Here is a 19,193-nt window from a genome sequence, read left to right on the forward strand (position 1 = left end):
TCTAGTTGTTTTTTGATTGCTCCCAATACGTATTAAAGTTGAAATAACCCGAAGCGCCCTGCATGTCGTTGCCGGTATCCAGGTTGAAAGAAACGGTGAATGCAAGCATTTCTGCCCCAAAAGGCGGTGTAATCACTTTGAAGCTTGACACGTCAAGCACTTGGTTTACGGTACCCTTCATAGGAGTTTCATACATTTTGGTAACTTGCACTGTAGCCGTTTGATAAACCGGGCCTTTTACTGAAGCGGCACTCCTGATGGTATTGATGTTATCGAGCAGGTATTTGTTGACTGCGATGACCGCCTGGTCACTAGCGTTGGGATTTTTCAGCGGATCGGCATTCGGGTTTCCTGCAGCCCATAGATTGTATCCGTCATTAACCATATACATAATCAAGTCCATGTCACCGCCGGTAATTGGCCCGGTAGGAAATGTGGCATTTTTGGCGTCAAACCAATTCAACTGCCAGACGATAAGATTAGCGTGATTGGCAAAAGCGATATCAGCATCATAAACGAGACCGCTTGTTACTTCATTTCCGCTTCTGTCGGCCGTTTTTGCCGTTATGCTTTTTAATTTGGCATCCAAGCTTCCCGTGTTTTCAAGGAAGAGGCCGCGGGTATTGCTGTCTCCAGGAGCCCATACTCCTGTCGGCAAGGTCCCGGGAGCGCCAGTGGTATTGGTATAAAACATCGGTCCTACGTTCGGCACATCTCCGCGTACGGTGGAGATTTGAAGGGAACCGGCAGTAAATGCATTGTTCGCATTCGAAACGTTATTCTGAAACAATGCGTACGTTATGCCTCCGGCCAACAATCCGACGGCCGTCAAACCTGCGACGGAGATAAGGACTAACTTGTTTTTAAGTTTCAAAAGGATTCATCCCCTTATCAATTTTATCGGGGCCTTTTGTACAAGGCCCCCTAAATTACGCCACCGGAAAAATCCTAACGAATCGCAGTCGGATTATTGTGTGCAGCCTGCTGGGAATTGAACTGGATGTCCCCTCTAATGCCAAGACCTTGATAAGTATTTCCTGCGCCCAGAGCCAATTGGACGGAAGTATTGATCGCTTCCGAATCGGCAGCGGTGGTCCCATTAGCTGCTTTCAGCAAATGCCAAGCGGCAAGACGGTTAATACCGTTTGCACCATCATTAGCGGCAACGCTGTCCGCGCCCGTCAAATCAAACAGCACAGTATTACCCGACTTGATTTGGAAAATCAGGCTTTTGCCGTTATCCACAGTATTTTGTCCGTTTTTGAAGCTTGCGAATGCCGACCAACCATCCTTGGTGGGATCAAACAGACCAGATGTGTGAGTGGTTCCAGCTGCATTGTTCACAGCATTATATACCGAGCCATCTTCGTTGGTCAGGTAGTAGGTTGCTGGAGCGATACCGTTGTTTGAGGTGTATTGCAGGTTAAGCAGCATCATTTGATAGTACTCATCGAGGCTGCCGCTGTTGGTAACCGTAAAGCTGTCGGTTGCAGCAGCATCGCCCGGTGCAGCGTTAGAAACGTTGAAGGCTTTGGTTAGTACTCCCCCGACGCCCAACTTCACAGTCCCAGCTGAAAAAGTGTTCCCGGTGTTACTTGCCGTAGCGCTAAAAAATGCAAACGATCCGCTGACGATCATGATTGCACCTGCTATTGATGTCATTAACGCCATACTCAGCTTTGTTTTAAGTCCCATTTCAAAATTCCTCCCAACAATTTTTTCCCGTTTAGGGATTATATTTGAAACTTCCCATGATTTCGATTTTGGCCGGCCGATCATAGGAAGCACTCAAATCTGAGATCATTGCAAAACTTGAAAGCCTTACAATCCTTCTGTCTTCGTTGCCGAGTTCATTTTTTTTTGCAGCTTGCTGATTTCCCGAATGAGACTGACCATGGCACTTACGATAAGCAATGCGCCGGGCAGAATGAGCAGCAATGCAATGCCAAGCTTTGTTTTCATAAAATTCAGGTAGTATCCCAAGTAGGGAATCATTATGTTGTTATATTGGCCAATGATATTGGCGGGCTGTACAAGTTGGGCGTCCGGTCCGTCATTGGAGTCACCCTTGGTTTGAAACGCAAGCTTTCCATTTAGAGACTTGATTGCCTGTATTCTGTGGGTGATCAAGATCGCGGAACCATCGTTGTTTTGTCCGCCAAATTCATCCTGGGATGCCTTAAAAGTAATGACGTCGCCTACTTTCAAGCTGTTGGCGTTCACATTCGGCTTTTCCAAAATAATTGAACCAACTTGGATACTGGGCTCCATCGAACCGGAAAGTACTGCGTAAACGTTAAGACCCAATATCTTCGGAGTCCCACCGCTCATTCTTGATGATGCTGCGCAGAACACGGTAATGAGCAAGAATACTGCCAGGATAACTGTGATGGTGCGACTTCCCCATTTAACTGCCTGTTTCATCGGATGTTACCCCTCCCATTCCTTTGTTGATTAAGTTTATCCGGTTTGTCCGGTTTGTTTTTAGGCTCGAGACAATAGCTGCCTTCTTCACGGCTTGATTCCTTGGAAGCACTGTACACATCCCTTGTTACTGTACTTCTCACAGTCACTATACCGCCAGGCGGGTCGCCCGATTGATCAGAACCGCCATAAACGTTCGAACTTATCGTACTTCTTACAGGACTTGTTGTTTGGCTGTAATTCCGATATACGTCGTTCGTTACCGTGCCGCTTGATGCTTTACCGCAAAAACTGGTTGAAACCGAGATAGAAACAGTCGCTTCGTGGGAAAGGAGGGAGTAGGTAGGTATAGCCCGTACTTCGGCGGCCATGATTAAACACAAGGATCCGGCAATCCCAATTGTTCGGATATAGGAATTCTTCTTTTTGTGCCGGCGTAATCTTTTCATGCGCATTCGACTTGATCACTCCTTTCCCAAAACTTTTATTCTTAATAGCGCGAATGACGGTAAATCGCAACATGAATTTTTTTTTAAAAAATATCCTCCCTTTCTTCTTCCGCTTTGGAGGTGCATAGTAATCACTTCACTGGAGTTCCTTTTGGTACTCAAGTAGGAGCTCCTTATTGGAAAGGTAGTAAGCCCTCATGTAAACTTTCCGCTGTTCCTTCTGCTCGTCCGTCATGGGGTTGAGCTTCTGGTAGAGTTTGCTACACTTTTACGTAGTGAGTGAGGTAGTCCCTATATCGCTACTTGATCGTACTTGTTAAATTTGAATTCCTCGACCATCTTTAGATTGTGGCATGTATTACAAGTCCTGATTTCATCCATGTGCTAATAGTCCTTATTTTGTACCGTATCAATGCACCGCATAGATATATTCCATAAAATGTAATTTATGTAATATGTATTCGACACAGACCTATTATTGGACGCTGTCTCGGTGAAGGCCCGCCCATAGCTTGGGAAGCTCCTGCTTCAACTAAACCTTCCTTAAATAACGTTTACCAGTGATTCAAATCATATGATACAGTTTGTATCACGTCAACATTTTTTTTATGGGCTAATTCTAAATAAAAAAATAAGGATTTTATGTCATTTACTGTAAATATTCAAGTTACAAAATGTATCTGTCTTTATCAGACTCGGTCCTCTCTGAACTTAAAGGAATACTACTTAACTTCAAGAAGGGAATGGGATATTCTCGGGGAAACCGGGGACAGAATACAAAATGAGCATTTCTTTGCGTTTTTTAACAAAGTAGGGAACTCATTCTATCCTGAAAGTCCTTATCTATGGTTTCGTGGATTTCTGAAAAACATAGCTTCTGTTTGCTCTTGTTGAAAAAATTAAGCTTAACTTGGACTTAGTATCATCTACTTTTAGAGTTTGTGTTAATATTTGAAACCAAATAATAGATGATGGACAAGGGGTTTGCATTTAATAAACTGGAGTCCCGCGTGATGTAAGCTTAGTTGATTTAGATGTGGGTGTTAGACAGAACTTCGCCTTCCATCGACTATTCGCTCCTTTTTGCATTCTTTTTTCTTACTTCGCTCTTTACGTTTTCGTCCCACCTCCTTTCACGAATTTTCCTCAGCAATCGATGATTTTCCTCCGAAACAGAAAATTGCATATTAACCACGTACACCTCTTTCTCTTTCTTATTGGGATTTTTAAGCTGGTGGTTCCTTCTCAGTGTCATTGAAAGTCACCCCGATGGAAAATTTGGAGAACCTTACCCTGAAATCCGATGTTAAAACATAGACAATAGGCAATAGGCAATAAAAAAACCACTGGCTATTAAACCAGTGGGTTGATTGGAGATTCATTTGTATGATCGTACTCTCTATTTGTTGCCGCATTCCAATCGCCCGCCCAATAGAGCATATATGTGCTTTATTCTACCACGATCGACAAAATCCTTTCTCACCTGCCGACATCCAGCAAGTGCATTTTCTTAGTCCCAAGGCCAGCGACACGATGGAAAAGATGCTTCCCCCTACCTCACGTTTTTCGGCCCCGAATACGATTTTATAATCCGTCTGCCCGTATATAGGGGATAGCTACGGGCTTGGCCGTATTCGAGCGCACCTCCAGACAACCAGCGAACCGGTGAATGGGTTGCATCTGCTGGTAATGAACCTTGAAAAGTGACTATGAGTTCTCTTTTTGCCTGTTTTACCACGGCTGACGTTCAAGCTCGCCTCTCGCTTTGCCTTGTTCGTCGTAAAGGCGATCCGTTCAGCAAACCCTATTAAATTTCAAAATACTTATCATTATAGAAAGTTGCTCGTTAGTGCAAGAAAGCCGCCACCATGGCGGTTCCCTTTTTAATTGAATTTCTATTCTACTATATTAATTGTCCAAGCATTTTATTATGAATCTCATATTCTATTAACGTAAGAAAAAAAGAAAAGAAAGGAGGACACACTCATGAATGATTTTAATATAAACAATCGGGGGCTGGGGCCTGTTGTGTATCAAAGTTTGGTAACTCTTATGCGCTTAATGTTCGGCATGGGATGGTTTATGGCAGGTCTGACAAAAATCACGGGAAAAGCAGGAGAAATATCATGGTTTCGTTATCCCGGCCAGTTCCTTGTCAACTACTTTGAGAATGCACTTATCAAGCCTACTGTTCCAGACTGGTACAAACTATTTATACATGGTTTTGCCTTGCATCACATTTTGATTTTCAATTACATCATTCCCCTAGCTGAGATTGTCGTTGGTCTGTTTATGATCATGGGGTTTATAATGATTCCAACAATAATTGCCTGCCTTTTCATGCATATTAATTTTATTTTATCAGGTAATATGAACCTCATCAGTTTAACATTGTACACGAGTTCTTTTGGAATTTTATTGCATATTGATCAATCCTTTGTATTCAGCATTGATAGATACCTAAAATGGGATCTTCGATTTCTTCCCACTTACAATAAAAGGAAAAAGGGCAACATAAAACATTTTCCAACAGAAAATACGAGTTGAAAAACCGCCTGCCCTAATAGGGATATATAGGGAAAAATAAACCACATCGTTATCAACCGAATCAAATATGTAAGGCATGTTTGCCAATTTAGGGTCCGATAAGGATCCTTTTTCTTTTTGCCAGCGCAGGTTCATATTTGCTATATTCCATATATTCCATAACCTTGAAGTTACTGTTTTACTGGCTTGTGTGGTGTTCGCTGCCCATTCTTTTTCCAGATGGTAAGATTGGTCAAGATCTCCTTCAGCTCGCTTGAATTCATATAATCTAAACCTCCAGTGTTTTCCATGTTGCGACAATGCTGATCTGCAAAGATATATAAGACATTTGTTCTTTTTTGAAGCACACGTTTTATTGAACGATCCTGCCTCAATCAGAAAATCAACATCAAAGTTCAACAGAGTAATAAAAAAAACGCTAACCAAATAGGCTAGGGTTGGAATATGGGTATCGTTACCCGTCATGTGATTTATAGTGTTTAGAGATCGCTTGACTCACACTCCAAAGCATAATGTGCGATTGGCTTAGCAACCGAATATAGGTGTTCCTGTGCATTCCCTTCGGCTTTACCGGCACTGGTTCTATTATATTTATGGATCCACCTAACCGCTTACCAATGGATTTTAATCTGTTTAGCTGACGGCATGAGGTATTCTCCCGTTGCGATTGATAATCCAAGTTATAGCAATGGCGGCGGAGAAAGTGTTTACCGTTTAAATGAACCTTCCCTACGCGCCAATCACATTTTGGACATTGCAGCCATGGGCGGTTTCCTCCATAATGGCATGGTGTGTGAACGATCGACACCTGATCACATACACTTCCTTCATTTACCTTATAGGATAAGATCTAAAAGCGACAACCCCTTAAGGCTAGCGTTTGTCTCTATAGGTTCCGGTCTTCTAGGATTTCTCTTGTGGGTTAGAATGATCACCAAAGATATAATAATGATTTTCAGGATGATCATCGATAAACTTCTCACCATCATCAATAGTAGAACCAGAAAATCCATCTATACAAAGTATCATCGTATTTTCTTTATAATTGATTGATCCTAACACGATGTTTAACGATTTTTCTTGCTGCAACGATTCCTCCAAACGGGCGATACGTGTATTTTTCATTACTATCCCCCCTTAACCATACGTTTTTCCTTAAGTTGAGATTCCAGGGTAGTGATTCGTTCCTCCAAGTCGCCATCCTTTAGGCTGGTAAGTGTGATGTTGGCTAAGTAGCCTAATACACGGGCCCGTTTTTCTTTGTCCATTGCGGTATCATGACGCAGCTCATTGATGAATTCGTTTAAAAGCCTGCGTACATGTTGAGGCTTTTGCAAACGTATATCCCGTTGAGTATCGGCCATAACGCCCCTCCTTAAAAATCCTTATATATATCGCGTATTTAGACGTATTTACTTTAACAAAATAATGAGAAAAACCGCCTTATATTATATAACTATTATACCATAATACTCTATAGGTATAAACTATTTCCTGTTTGCTTATTCTGTTTAACCGCAATGACAACTAACCATCCAAGGGAGCAAAATAGCCTGGCATTAAAACATGCCCATTTCCCTTCGTGATGTAAAATTGATGTAAAACATCAACATCAATGGTCATAAATCAACTATAAACATCAGGAATGACAGGAATAATACCTTTAATATCAAGGTTTTAAGGGACTATAACAGAATGTATCTCTATCACTGGCAGCGATGAGGTCAGGGGTTCGATCCCCCTATGCTCCATAATGAAAAGTCATGATCCACGAGATCATGACTTTTCTTTACCTAGGGGCAGAGCGAACCCCTTCTAGGGGTTCAGTCCGCGCGCACGCAGCGTTAGTGGAGGAGCACGGCGTCTGAATCTACCGCTAAAAATCCTCCTCGACATTGCTTCGTCAGCCATTTAATCAAGATTCGGACATCCCCCTAGGCTCCATACAGTACATAACAGCTATATTAAACGGACATTGATGTAAAATTGATGTAAAAACAAGAAGAGAAGCTGCAGGTTATTCCTACAGCATCTTTTTTTATTTATTCTTATGTATTCTTTTTAAATATAGATTCAAACTAGGGTTTTTTAGTGAAAAGTTGCTCGTCACACTTACTTCAACGATAGTTGGTAAGCCCAAGCTCCATAATCCGTGCCCGTTCCACCGCCTTGACCATTTACTACTGACTGCACGAATGTACCAGTTACGTAAACGTCGCTAGCAGATTGTTTATATGCCATTTCCAACTGAAAGACGGCAAACCCTAAAATTTTCCCCGTGGGGCTATTATCACCCATTGAATCGACTATGGGGAGAGCAACGAGCCTCTGTCCATTGGCTATACGAGTCATTATGCCATTTACAGTGTCATCGGCCAGCGCTGTAGTTGCAGTTGTATATTTACTAATCGTCTGCCCCTTTGTCAAGGTGCCGCCATACCCGTTTTTTAACATGCTTAGATAGGTATCATTCGGATTGATCTTCGTCAGATTCAGGAAACCTCCGTTAATGTTGTTACCGCTCCCGCCGGATTGGTAGAATTGAAATTGAACTTTTTTCCCCAGCATCTGCAGCACATCCGTACTAGCTCCCCAGGGAATAACACCATACACAGCCGACGCTTGAGTCGACCGAGCCACTGCAGTTGCCGACACAGTCCCCTCATTTATACCAAATATCCTAAAGAAAGAGAACAGCACCTTCCTGTTGATGGTTACAGGCAAGGTATGATTATCCGTCGGAACCGCTGTGATCGTATCACTATCCTTCAATCCATTCAATTTGGCATATTGAAACGCAGTGGCTTGTGACGAAGCTCGCGCATCTGCAGATGTGCCTGGCAGTTCATAGATGCCGGCGATAGCCGCCGCGTCCACCAACTTGGTGACTCGGGTTTTCTCCAAATACATTATTCCCATATCCACTGCAAGGCCACAAAAACCTAGCAATACCGGTAATGTCAATGCAAACAATACTATAGCTGTCCCTTTTTGGTTCTTTAAAAAATGTTTTATCATAATCCAACCTCTTCTCTAAATCAATTGATTGGGCTGTAATTTTCTTCGCGCATGCTAGCTGAAGCTGAAACGGTGAACTGATTAGCTGGGAAAAAAGAGCTTAACAGTGGAGTGATAAGGGCGACATTATAAGTAACGGTTACAGTAATGGGTTGTCTAAATACCAATCGCGAAGGTGTTACGGTTGGGGCAGGAAAAGTCCCAAAATTAACTATTGCAGGTGCAGCCTGCGTCCTGTCTCCAGTTAAGGCCACAACTCTTGCCGCCTCGCGGGCCGCCTCGTTAACAATCGTTTGCCAATACAGTATCCGCCCAAATTCCAGCATCCCCACAAGCAATAACAAAAATATCGGCAGTATCAAGGCAAACTCCACGACGCTTTGTCCACGATTTTGGCGAACCATGGTTCTGATTTTCCGTAACATGTTTATTTCACCTCCTTGCGGCAAAGCTTTCGTAAACATGAGTCCCTTCAATCTGCGAATTACGTTCGGCATTCCATCACCCGCTCCGCTAGGTTCATTCAAACCTCATCCATCCCAATAAAAAATCCCCGCCTTTGCCGAAAGGTGGGGTTGTAAAGAAACATTCATACTCCCGTCCCCTTACGGTAGCTGGCTGGCATAGTGCGCATTTGCACCTAAGCCCCTGTTAGCTTTGCGTCACTGGCTTTCGCCAGTTTTGCCTTTATCGAGATTCCGTGAAGCATGTCGGAAATACGATTAAATTAATCATAGCTTACTTTCGATTATGCGCGTAATCGTCCCAACTTCTTATTTTATATAGGCATTTAGAATCAAATTTTAGCGGGTTGGAATCGGCCTTTAGCTGACGACCAAGGTAGCGGACATATTGCCATGACCAGGGCCGCACAGAAGGCTGCAGAAAATTTTGTATGTTCCAGCTTTTAGGTTAAGCTTCACCGTGCCGTTTTCCTTGAGATTTACGTTCGTTCCTTCTATCTTGATCCCGTGCAGGCCTTCCGAGCTGTTCAACTCAATCGTGATTTCTTTGTCCGCCGGCACTTCATATGTTTGCTGGTCGAACTTCCACAAGGTAGCTGTGATTTTGAGCGTAGCGCCGCCTGATGTTATACTGCCACCGGAGCTCGCAGTTGGGGTAGGAGTTGCAGTCGGAGTTGCAGTCGGAGTTGCAGTCGGAGTTGTAGTCGGAGTCGCCTCTGGTTTCGCGCTCGGTGTTGGGCTCGCCGATGCGGAGGCTATGGGAGTCGGCACGGGACTGTCGCCTGCAACTGGACTCGCTTTTGTGCTTGCTCCGGCGGAAATACCTGCTGATGCCGTGGACTTGTCAATTACGCTGGCAGCGGCGGCCGTAACGGTGGCCGTTGGGTTTGCGCTTGGCTGCGCCGAAGGGCTTGGCTTCGTGGATACGCTCGCTGACGGAGTGGTCGCAGCGACGGTCGTTTGGCTCGCGGTCGGGGTGTTTGCCACAGGGCTGAAAGGAGTAGATGTGGGTGCCGCGCTTTCTTTTTTGCCTCCACATGCTGTGAATATGAGTAACATGGCTGTTGTAACGGCGCAAACGGCTATGGTCTTTTTCAACATTGTTAATCTCTCCTTAATTGGTATATTCCGCATTGAGCAGCATCCGCTCTTCTTCGAGTTGGACCAAACATTTTCGGTGTTTTATCTGGAATAAGATGTGTATATAGGTATTTTAAGCACAATCACTCAGATGTTACATTTGACTCTAAGCTCAAATTGATATAATGAACACTTTCAGTGTATTTTTTACCTAGTAGGGTAAGACGAGGGATTACTCCCTCGGACTCCCCGTCAAACCGTGCATGCGGATTTCCCGCACACGGCTTTCCTTCGTCAGTTCCCCATCTTCAGGAATGAGTTCTCTTCATCCGTCACCGGATTGCAAATTTCACTCCTGAATTAGGAACGTGTGATGAGTAAGCTTGTTAGAAATACCATTCCTGCCGATTCCAGTACTTTGTTAGGTATCAGCGAATTAGAAACCGTAGATTTCTTTTGACGCATGAAGGCTCGAACCCTCATACGCGTCCATTCATCCAATCGTTGAAACTTCTTCTTTACATTCCCTATGCCGAAATAGTTACCAAAACCCCGTGCAATTTCATTTAGTTTCTTGAGCATTTCGCCAAAGTTATTCGCTTGTTGTCTGCGGGTGACTTCCCGGATTTTATCCTTGTACTTCTTCACTTTCGTGTCGGGTACCATCAGATAATCTTTCCAGAAGTCGAATCCTAGGAAACGAAAGCCTTCATCGAAATGCACCACTTTTGTTTTCTCAGGGTGCATTCGAAGCTGTAATTCCTTTTCCAGAATGGTCTTTGCCGCTAGATACGCTTCTTCTGCTTGCTCCTTTGTTTTGCAAAGAATAACGGCATCGTCTGCATACCTTACCACAGCAAAACCTTTCTTCTTCATCCCCCAGTCGAAATGGTTCAAGTACAAATTCGCAAGCAATGGCGACAAATTCCCGCCCTGCGGAGACCCGATTTCCGTTTCATGGAACTGGCCACCTTCCATGAATCCCGCCGATAGCCATCCGCGAATGAGCGTCAGCACTTTTCCGTCAGTGATTCTCTCATGCACTTTCTCCATCAGTGATTCGTGTGGAATTTCATCGAAGAAAGACATGATGTCCAGGTCAACCGCATATTCGTATCCGCCACGTTTCGCGCGTCGAATCGTATTCACTGCTTGGTGCGCCGAGTATCCTGCACGAAAGCCAAAGCTATAGTAGTAAAAGTCCTGTTCGAAGATCGGTTCAATGATTTGGCGTACCGCTTGCTGACATATGCGATCTCGGATTGTGGGTATCCCTAACGGTCTTAACTTCCCATTTTCCTTCTCGATGAAATGTCGTTTCACAGGGTCGGGTTTATACCGCCCTTGTTGCAATAACCTTTGGAGTTCCCTTAGGTTCATGCACACGTTTTTCTCAAACATGGCGATACTTACGCCATCGATGCCGCCGCTTCCCTGATTCTTCTTTACAGATAGCCATGCTTCGTACAGATTATCCATTTGGTACACTTTATCGATCAGGGAGTAGTATCGTCGTTTCGGTTTCATTGGTGTTTCACCACCTTTACCCCTACTCACCAAGCTGATCTTGTTTCCGCTACCGATGATCGATTCCTTGCTTGTTCCACGGCACGACAAATGCGTCTTAGACTCATTGCCAATCGCTCCTGTTTGCTCGCCGTGTACTCAGGTCGCCAGTAGCCCTCGATCCGTTGGCGTTCTTTCGCCATTGGCGGGACGTACCCACTTGGAGCTACCCTCATTGGTTTAAGGCGTTTACGATCCCCCACTCACGCAAACTCACAGACTTTGACGAAGCACGTCCCCTTTGCCTCTGTCTTCCCTCTTTTGGAGTGGAAGCAGGTTATGCGACTGAGTTTTTTTTTTCCTCTCGTGCGCATACTCATCCAAGTTTTACCCTCCAGACTGTTACCAGCTTTCATCGGCTCGGACTTACTCGCTACTACGGGACGATCCGCCATCTCGCAGCCCATCGATTCGGCTTTCCCTTTAAGGTTATACCTCCCCTACCTTGTCCGCGTTTACGTCAAGGAGACTACGAGACTTCCCTCAGTTATCTGCACATTCTATTCCATCCATCCTGACCCTAATCACGTCGATGAGCCTTGCAGGTCATGTCCCTTTGATTGTTTTCCTGCAAGATATGCTTAATCGCATAGGTTTCCCCGTTTTCATGGCGGGTCACCCTACATCGCCGCCACCTCTGGTTCACCGCATTCCGGGCTGGACTTTGCCTGCAGGCCCTTCGGATTCCCCCTCACGAGAGACACCCTGCCAATCCTTCTCCTATTGGATTAGGACCATATCTTCGGCTACGGCACTTTAAAGGGTAAAGTTACCGAGTGGATTTGAACCACTTAGATTGTGCGACTGTGAGGCGCACACAAAAAGGGCGACCGCAGTCGCCCGTTTGCTTATATATCAATTTTTTAAATTAGTGTTTCATACCATCCATGCCACCAGCAGGCATGATTTTGTTCTGCTCATCGCGAGTAATAAAATAAAGGTGCATATCATAATGAGGAACCTCATAACCATCGTGTCCTTGCGGATTCCAATCAATATCGAAATGATCGATTTTTGAAGGGATCGGCACCAGATTTCCAGGAACATCATGCACTGTTTTATCTAGGGCTTTTGCCGGCATGTACTCAAAGAATACGAGTTTGCCGTTGTAAACACCATAGATAGGTCCCATAGGCATATCTTTTGGATTAGCCCAGTGCTCGCCCATTTGAGGTACGACAGGTGACAGTTGAATCGTTCCGGCTGGCAGAATTGCCACATTGATGGTGCTGCTGTTGGCATCCCAGCCAATTGCGGAATGATTGCCTCCGAGTGCGTTAGTCATAGCACGGATAGAAGCTGTCCCTGACTTTGCATCCGCGTTCCCGTAAGTATCTGAAACCACGGTATCGTTTAATTTTAATACATTCGATTTAGCATCCCAATCCACTTTAGCACCGTAATATTTCGCAAAAGTATCAACAGTTGCAAATGCGCTACCGTTATCCGCAATATACGCTGCCGAATCATTTACAGTGCTTCCATTTAAATTTAATTGTACTGAAGTGGCGGCAAAGGCTGAAGTTCCGCTTAGTAACATACCAATAATGGCTAAGAAAACGATTTTCTTCTTCAATTTTATGGCTCCCTTATATTGGAATAATAACATTACTAGATTAAACAAGATAATAATATATAGCAAGAAAAATTTAACAATTTTTGCTGTCCGAAAAGAACTGAGTATTATCTTCGGTAGACGTTGCGACACATAGTGAATCAATGATTGCTACAATATTTGCAAAGCCGCCTATTAGTTGCACTAGTCTTACGGACCTAATTGCCATTATTATCGGCTAACCGTCCTTTTCTCCAGATGTAAAGGACCTCAGTGCCGTTATTTGGCAATTAAACAGTCCAAATACGGTTTGTTACAGTGAATCCAATAATTTAGCAATCCATAAGAAATCACGACGTATTTTTTAAGGTAAAATGAGCTTGTCAATAAATCACAAAAGGAGACAAACAATGACTAATCAAATTTCAAAAAGCCGGCTTTGGACTGCACGAATTTTAAGCGGACTAGTAATACTGTTTATGTTATTCGACAGCATACTGAAATTTTTTAAACCTGCCCCTGTTTTGGAAGGAACACAACAACTCGGATTTTCCGAACATCATATTATTGTGATAGCAACACTAGGACTTCTTTCTACAATTCTTTACGCCATTCCTCGTACATCGGTCTTAGGTGCATTGATATTGACCGGATATTTTGGTGGAGTTATTGCTACACATGTTCGGATGGATAACCCACTTTTTACCCATATCCTGTTTCCGGTCTATTTAGCTGTTTTGGCTTGGGGCGGAATTTGGTTGAGGAATGAACAAGTGCGTAAACTCATTCCAATTCAAAAAATTGAGGATTGACAAATGTGAGAAAAATAATCTGTAAGAACCACACAAGTCACCGCATCACGCGGTGACTTGTTTTTGTAGATCAATCACACATACTTCATTATCCGCATGAATAAATTTAGATTAATTAAAATCTTTCAAACAGATTATACGATGGAGGCAGAATCATGGAATACCCTTATCCTGTGTATCCTTTTATCGGTTATCAAACCAAGATAGTACAGGAGCCTATAGCCTTTCCACCACAGCACCAAGATCAAGTCCCTGGCCTGGAATACCTCATGACACCGCGTCCTATTTTTGATTACCCGGGGTATGTCGGCAGCGCCAAGCTGAAAGGAAAAGTCGCGATCATTACCGGAGGCGACAGCGGATTTGGACGTGCTATTGCAGCAGCTTATGCCAAAGAAGGGGCCGATCTGGCTATCGTATATCTGAATGAGCATATCGATGCGGCAGAAACCAAAAACTATGTTGAGCAATTCGGCACTCGATGCCTGCTCATGGCCCGAGACCTCCGCGATCCCGCCAGTTCGCCGGATATTGTAGCTGATACGCTCCGTCATTTTAATAGACTGGACATCTTAATCAATAATGCTGCCGTTCAACCTTTCACAGGCAGTATTATGGACATTTCCAATGAACAGCTCGAGAATACGTTTCGAACCAATATTTTTCCTTTGTTTTATTTGACAAAAGCGGCATTGCCTTATTTGGATAAAGGCAGCGCCATCATCAACACAACCTCGCGGGTTGCCTACGAGGGAGACAAGAATGTCATTGATTACTCCGCAACAAAAGGAGCTATTGTAAGCTTTACACGCAGCATGGCGTTGTCTTTGGCTGAGAAATCGATCCGGGTTAATGCCGTCGCTCCTGGTCCGTCATGGACGCCTCTCAATGTTAGTACCTACTCCAAGGAGCATGTGGCTACTCTGGGCACCGACATCCCGTTCGGACGTGCTGCACAACCGTTCGAGGTTGCGCCAGCCTTTGTATACCTCGCAGCTAAAGAATCCATGTATGTCACAGGCCAAGTGATCCATGTAAACGGAGGAAAAATTCGTTATTCATAATCTATAAGCAAAATGGGACCGCCCAATCGCAGGCGGAACCGATTCATGAAAATTCACGCATATATTGTGGAACGAGCACCGTTTGTTTCTCCATTGACTTTCCTGCCTCTCAAAAAAGATTCTCAAAATGTATTTCTTTAAAGTGAATTATTTGTTCTTTATTACGAACATAATAAATGTGCAAGGATTTCAACAAATGTTTGATAATCTCTTCCTTCCCATGAATAATCCTTCCTCCATCCCACCAAACTAGATGTAACAATAATGGAGGTATCTGGATGATCGGAATGAAAGTACGCTACCAAATCAGCGACATAAATCTAAGAATAAATAACGTCACTCTTCCCAAAGCCGAGGATAGTTATGTCCTTATCACAGCAGCTGATGAAAACAATGAAATCATTTTTGCGCTCTCACACGAGCAAGCAGAATTCCTTGAATACCGATTATATGAAGCGAACCGCCGACGAAGAGCTCATTTCAAATCTGCAACCACCCATTCCAAACCTGTAGCGCCTATTCAGCAAGTTCTTGACCTTGATGATGAGCACTTTACCCATTAATAAACAAAAAAGCCCTCAGTCCTATTAGGAAGAGGGCCATCTAATTCTCATTAACAATGGGAAGTAACTTCTTATGAATTAGCAATTGAATGGAAACCATGACTTGAAGTTCGGTTAATTTACTTTCTTTTGCAATTTGATATATATCATAATATTCGGAGCAGCTTCGCTGCAGAGCATCGTAAACCATTCTTTCAACGGCAGACAATTGTTCGATCTCAGTTCCAAAATGCTCACTCAATCTTGTAGGATCCATCTGTATCAACCCCCAGAAAGTATTCCTATTTATTACCCTTATCCATTTTAGCTGAATCAGCCGCGGGAATGGTAATGATTTCCTATGCCTGCTAATGCATTAAATGAAGATGAAACCATTGCCATATTGGCTCTAAATTTCTTATTGGTGTAAAATGATCTCATAGAAATTATGGGAGGTGTATGGCTTGAAAATCATGATTTCTGCTGCAGAAGCTATGGAAAAAGGGGTTTGGAAGGAACTGCTTCTGCTCTTTGGAAGAGATGACAAGGAAGAGTTCTGGCCTGCCGAGCAGTTTATCTTAACGGAAGAGCAAGCGTTTAAACTGAAACTTATCAAGAAATAAATCCGGTGTCTACACAAAATATTTACATGTCGATAATATTCTGATTACATTTGCACACTATAATAAGGTCAAAATCATAACAGCGGAGGCAGTGAATGTGATAAGAAAAATGAATCTTACCATTGTCTGTTTGTTATGTTTATCTTCCTTAGGAAGCCATACAGTGAAAAGTGATCCCTATACCCCGAATTCATCGAATCAATTTGAACACGAGTTTGAATGGTTAAGTGGAAAAGTGGAAGTCAACCCATACGGTCTGAAATAAGAAGGAGCACAAGAGACACAACCTCTTAGGCTCCTTTTGTTTTGCTCCAACACTATTAAATTGCTAGGATCTATGGTAACTTGTTTTCATACCGTTCTGGGAGGACTATATATGGCTAAACAACAGCATAGATGGAATTTGAAGCTTAAAAAAAGCAACTCGTATTTAGGGACCGTTTATCTGGGTGAACCCTTGCCGCAAATTGAGGACATCATCATGATCGGGGATAAAAAATATACGATTGTCGAGATTAAAGTGGATGCTCCGCGAGATTCAAGTGAGGTTTTTGTAGAGGAAGCTAAGAAAAATTAATTGTAATAATGCCCATGCCCTACACAGAAGACTTAATTTATTGTATAACTGATATATACATACTATTAAAAATTGAAAGAGTGACTTCATTGCTTGCAGGACTCGTAAGGAAACATAGATTAGTAGTGATTGTATCCATTTTAGCTATCCTTATATTAGTTCTGTCTCTTTATTACTTAAGAGGAAAAACAACGTATTACAGCGATGGAGTTTCTATCCTTATGTACCACCACATCGACGACCAGGGCCAGGGCGGGGATACCATTTCCTCGTCTCTTTTCAAACAAGACCTGGAGTATCTAAAAAATGAAGGTTTCTCATTCATCTCCTACCAACAATTTAAAAAGTTCCTTGCTGGCAGTCCTATTCCAGACAATGCGGTTCTGGTTACTTTTGATGATGGCTATGAAAGCTATTATAAACAGGCATATCCCATTCTCAAATCAATGTCTGTCCCATCTATCCAGTTTGTGATCACGAATGAATTAAACAATCCCAAAGGTGGAATAACGCCTTACCTATCTCGCGAAGAAATTCTCAGCATGACTCAAGATGGAGAATTAGTCGAGATGCAGTCTCACACAGACAAGCTTCACCGCAAACAAAACGATAATGCTTATCTTACCAATCGGCTGCTCATCAATGGGAAGGAAGAAACAAATAAGGAATTCAAGCAGCGTGTAATTTCCGATCTTCAAAACTCTGTTTCCATGCTTAAACCCCTACAATCGTACCCAGTAGATTCCTTGGCTTATCCATATGGGATATACAGTGAATCGGCGATTGATTTTGTGAAACAAGCAGGCAACATTCGATATGCTTATACCGTCCAGCCCGGCATTGCCGATCGCAGTAGTGATCCTTATCTAATCCCGAGAATCAATGCGGGGAGCCCTTGGATTACTCCAAGCAATCTGGTTCATAGAATCAAAATCCAGAAAAAACGATTTAATGAACCGCTGGATTCGCTTCCTGTCCGCAGTGTTATGGAGCAAGTAGGAGGATCTGTTGAGGCGCGTGATCATGGAAAACAGCTTATCTTATATTTTGCTCATCAAAAATGGAATCTATCCTCCAATGTCGCCATTAACCAGGACGACGGCCAAACCATAAATCTCTCCCATGGCATTATAAACAAATCCGGTGTTTCCCATATTTCATATTCAGATCTGCAGATGATATTCGGTACTAAGATCCTTTATGATAAAAAGAAGAAACGATTTTACCCTGATCCCACCATGTCCCAGGAATAACACTAAAAAGTCATGATCACTATCGATCATGACTTTTCTATGTAGGCACACTGCTGCTGACAGGCCTGCATTTCATTCCTGTTCCAAACGTATTATAATAACTTAGAGTACGAACTTATTTAACTATTCCCAAAAAATATGATATAGAGAGGGGCTCGCAAATGACCCAAGCCGAAAAAGTGAAATTAACGGCCTATTCGACAAAAGGAGGCTGCGGCTGCAAGATTGGTCCGGCTGACTTGAGACAAGTGATTGCAAACCTGCCGCTTGCAGAGCCTAATCCTAACTTGCTCGTTGGGCTGGATACCAGCGACGATGCCGGTGTCTACAAGCTTAATGATGATCTAGCCATTGTGCAAACGGTCGATTTTTTCACTCCTATTGTGGATGACCCCTACTCGTTTGGGCAAATCGCTGCGGCGAATGCGCTCAGTGATATTTATGCAATGGGCGGTAAGCCTCTCACTGTGCTGAATATTGTTGCCTTTCCTATTCAAAAATTGGACAAGCAGGTTCTCTCCGATATTTTGCGCGGGGCTGGAGACAAAGTGAAGGAAGCCGGAGCCACCTTGGTTGGCGGGCATTCCATTGATGATAACGAGCCCAAATTCGGGCTTGCCGTAACGGGATTGATTCATCCGGAAAAGGTGCGTACGAACGCTGGGGCCAAACCGGGAGACAAGCTGATTCTGACTAAACCGATTGGCGTCGGCATTCTCACCACTTCGATTAAGAAGGATCAATTGAATGAGGAGGAAGTGGCTCGAGTCACTCAGGTCATGTCCACGTTGAACAAGACAGCGGCTGAAATTATGGAGCCCTATGAGGTCCATGCCTGCACGGATATCACGGGTTTTGGACTCATGGGACATGCATCTGAAATGGCAAAAGGCAGCGGCGCCGGAATAAACATCGTGAAGGACATGGTTCCTGTATTGCCCCGTGTTCGTAAGCTTGCGGAAGAAGGCTTCGTCCCAGGCGGCACGAAAAATAACTTTGCTTATTTACAGGATTCCATTATATTCCCCGAAACGATGGATCAAATTGATCAGTGGATTCTGTGCGATGCCGTAACCTCCGGAGGACTGCTGATCTCAGTATCGCCCGAGCAAGCTGAAGACTTACACAATAAGCTGATTCAAGCCGGGGTTGAAGCCAGCTTGATCGGTGAAGTTACATCCGATCATGCGGGACAAATTGTCGTCATTTAAACCACCAG

Annotated in this window: 21 protein-coding genes and 1 riboswitch; of the genes, 9 read left to right on the forward strand and 12 right to left on the reverse strand. The window is 43.6% G+C overall.

The window, feature by feature from the left end; genetic code table 11:
* Position 1 precedes the first annotated feature (1 nt).
* From BLV33_RS09390 to BLV33_RS09405, 4 genes are all read right to left on the reverse strand, one after another.
* Positions 2–874 (reverse strand): M73 family metallopeptidase, encoded by an 873-nt coding sequence (locus BLV33_RS09390; protein ID WP_090790379.1) that lies wholly within the window; start codon positions 872–874, stop codon positions 2–4.
* A gap of 74 nt (positions 875–948) precedes the next feature.
* Positions 949–1,695, reverse strand: coding sequence for a TasA family protein (locus BLV33_RS09395; protein WP_171909079.1), 747 nt, complete (start codon positions 1,693–1,695; stop codon positions 949–951).
* Between the two features lie 126 nt (positions 1,696–1,821).
* The gene (locus tag BLV33_RS09400; RefSeq protein WP_090790384.1) at positions 1,822–2,424 is read right to left on the reverse strand and encodes a signal peptidase I; all 603 of its coding nucleotides are present in this window, start codon (positions 2,422–2,424) and stop codon (positions 1,822–1,824) included.
* The gene (locus BLV33_RS09405) at positions 2,421–2,879 is read right to left on the reverse strand and encodes a hypothetical protein (protein WP_090790386.1); all 459 of its coding nucleotides are present in this window, start codon (positions 2,877–2,879) and stop codon (positions 2,421–2,423) included. Before BLV33_RS09405 ends, BLV33_RS09400 begins: the two co-directional genes overlap by 4 nt.
* A 1,980-nt stretch (positions 2,880–4,859) precedes the next feature.
* Here BLV33_RS09405 and BLV33_RS09415 point away from each other — a divergent pair.
* Positions 4,860–5,420 (forward strand): hypothetical protein, encoded by a 561-nt coding sequence (locus BLV33_RS09415; protein ID WP_216234736.1) that lies wholly within the window; start codon positions 4,860–4,862, stop codon positions 5,418–5,420.
* Positions 5,421–6,323: 903 nt separating this feature from the next.
* Here BLV33_RS09415 and BLV33_RS09420 read toward each other — a convergent pair.
* From BLV33_RS09420 to BLV33_RS28735, 5 genes are all read right to left on the reverse strand, one after another.
* Positions 6,324–6,545, reverse strand: a complete 222-nt coding sequence (locus BLV33_RS09420) for a hypothetical protein (protein WP_090790390.1) — start codon at positions 6,543–6,545, stop codon at positions 6,324–6,326.
* Positions 6,546–6,547: 2 nt separating this feature from the next.
* Complete coding sequence (locus BLV33_RS09425; RefSeq protein WP_090790392.1) at positions 6,548–6,784, reverse strand: hypothetical protein; 237 nt, start codon at positions 6,782–6,784, stop codon at positions 6,548–6,550.
* A gap of 748 nt (positions 6,785–7,532) precedes the next feature.
* Positions 7,533–8,438 carry a pilus assembly protein TadG-related protein gene (locus tag BLV33_RS09430; protein WP_090790395.1) on the reverse strand — a complete coding sequence of 302 codons (906 nt, stop codon included), beginning with the start codon at positions 8,436–8,438 and terminating at the stop codon, positions 7,533–7,535.
* A 20-nt stretch (positions 8,439–8,458) separates the two neighbouring features.
* Positions 8,459–8,863: a TadE/TadG family type IV pilus assembly protein gene (locus BLV33_RS09435; RefSeq protein WP_171909080.1), complete on the reverse strand. Its 405-nt coding sequence runs from the start codon at positions 8,861–8,863 to the stop codon at positions 8,459–8,461.
* A gap of 181 nt (positions 8,864–9,044) precedes the next feature.
* A riboswitch (cyclic di-GMP riboswitch) is annotated at positions 9,045–9,134 on the reverse strand.
* Positions 9,135–9,262: 128 nt separating this feature from the next.
* Complete coding sequence (locus BLV33_RS28735; protein ID WP_139305716.1) at positions 9,263–9,673, reverse strand: cupredoxin domain-containing protein; 411 nt, start codon at positions 9,671–9,673, stop codon at positions 9,263–9,265.
* Between BLV33_RS28735 and BLV33_RS09445 the strand changes: the two genes are divergently transcribed.
* Entirely contained in the window at positions 9,660–10,097 is a 438-nt protein-coding gene (locus BLV33_RS09445; protein WP_139305717.1) for a hypothetical protein, read from the forward strand. The genes BLV33_RS28735 and BLV33_RS09445 overlap by 14 nt on opposite strands.
* A gap of 245 nt (positions 10,098–10,342) precedes the next feature.
* On the opposite strand, the gene ltrA is transcribed toward BLV33_RS09445, so the two are convergent.
* Positions 10,343–11,509 (reverse strand): group II intron reverse transcriptase/maturase, encoded by a 1,167-nt coding sequence (gene ltrA, locus BLV33_RS09450; RefSeq protein WP_090789969.1) that lies wholly within the window; start codon positions 11,507–11,509, stop codon positions 10,343–10,345.
* A 907-nt stretch (positions 11,510–12,416) separates the two neighbouring features.
* Complete coding sequence (locus tag BLV33_RS29665; RefSeq protein ID WP_216234737.1) at positions 12,417–13,124, reverse strand: hypothetical protein; 708 nt, start codon at positions 13,122–13,124, stop codon at positions 12,417–12,419.
* 389 nt (positions 13,125–13,513) lie between these two features.
* Between BLV33_RS29665 and BLV33_RS09465 the strand changes: the two genes are divergently transcribed.
* From BLV33_RS09465 to BLV33_RS09475, 3 genes are all read left to right on the forward strand, one after another.
* Positions 13,514–13,915: a DoxX family protein gene (locus BLV33_RS09465; RefSeq protein WP_090790405.1), complete on the forward strand. Its 402-nt coding sequence runs from the start codon at positions 13,514–13,516 to the stop codon at positions 13,913–13,915.
* 155 nt (positions 13,916–14,070) lie between these two features.
* On the forward strand, positions 14,071–14,979 hold the full coding sequence (locus tag BLV33_RS09470; protein WP_090790407.1) for an SDR family oxidoreductase: 909 nt from the start codon (positions 14,071–14,073) through the stop codon (positions 14,977–14,979).
* A gap of 278 nt (positions 14,980–15,257) precedes the next feature.
* Positions 15,258–15,542, forward strand: coding sequence for a hypothetical protein (locus tag BLV33_RS09475; protein ID WP_090790408.1), 285 nt, complete (start codon positions 15,258–15,260; stop codon positions 15,540–15,542).
* 40 nt (positions 15,543–15,582) lie between these two features.
* On the opposite strand, the gene BLV33_RS09480 is transcribed toward BLV33_RS09475, so the two are convergent.
* The gene (locus BLV33_RS09480; protein ID WP_090790410.1) at positions 15,583–15,798 is read right to left on the reverse strand and encodes a hypothetical protein; all 216 of its coding nucleotides are present in this window, start codon (positions 15,796–15,798) and stop codon (positions 15,583–15,585) included.
* 187 nt (positions 15,799–15,985) lie between these two features.
* Between BLV33_RS09480 and BLV33_RS29270 the strand changes: the two genes are divergently transcribed.
* From BLV33_RS29270 to selD, 4 genes are all read left to right on the forward strand, one after another.
* Positions 15,986–16,144 carry a hypothetical protein gene (locus BLV33_RS29270; protein ID WP_171909081.1) on the forward strand — a complete coding sequence of 53 codons (159 nt, stop codon included), beginning with the start codon at positions 15,986–15,988 and terminating at the stop codon, positions 16,142–16,144.
* A gap of 376 nt (positions 16,145–16,520) precedes the next feature.
* Positions 16,521–16,721 (forward strand): hypothetical protein, encoded by a 201-nt coding sequence (locus BLV33_RS09485; RefSeq protein WP_090790412.1) that lies wholly within the window; start codon positions 16,521–16,523, stop codon positions 16,719–16,721.
* Positions 16,722–16,942: 221 nt separating this feature from the next.
* Positions 16,943–17,974, forward strand: a complete 1,032-nt coding sequence (locus tag BLV33_RS09490) for a polysaccharide deacetylase family protein (protein ID WP_171909082.1) — start codon at positions 16,943–16,945, stop codon at positions 17,972–17,974.
* Positions 17,975–18,135: 161 nt separating this feature from the next.
* Complete coding sequence (selD, locus tag BLV33_RS09495; protein ID WP_090790415.1) at positions 18,136–19,185, forward strand: selenide, water dikinase SelD; 1,050 nt, start codon at positions 18,136–18,138, stop codon at positions 19,183–19,185.
* Positions 19,186–19,193: the final 8 nt, after the last annotated feature.

This window comes from Paenibacillus sp. GP183 (assembly GCF_900104695.1).
GTDB lineage: Bacteria > Bacillota > Bacilli > Paenibacillales > NBRC-103111 > Paenibacillus_AI.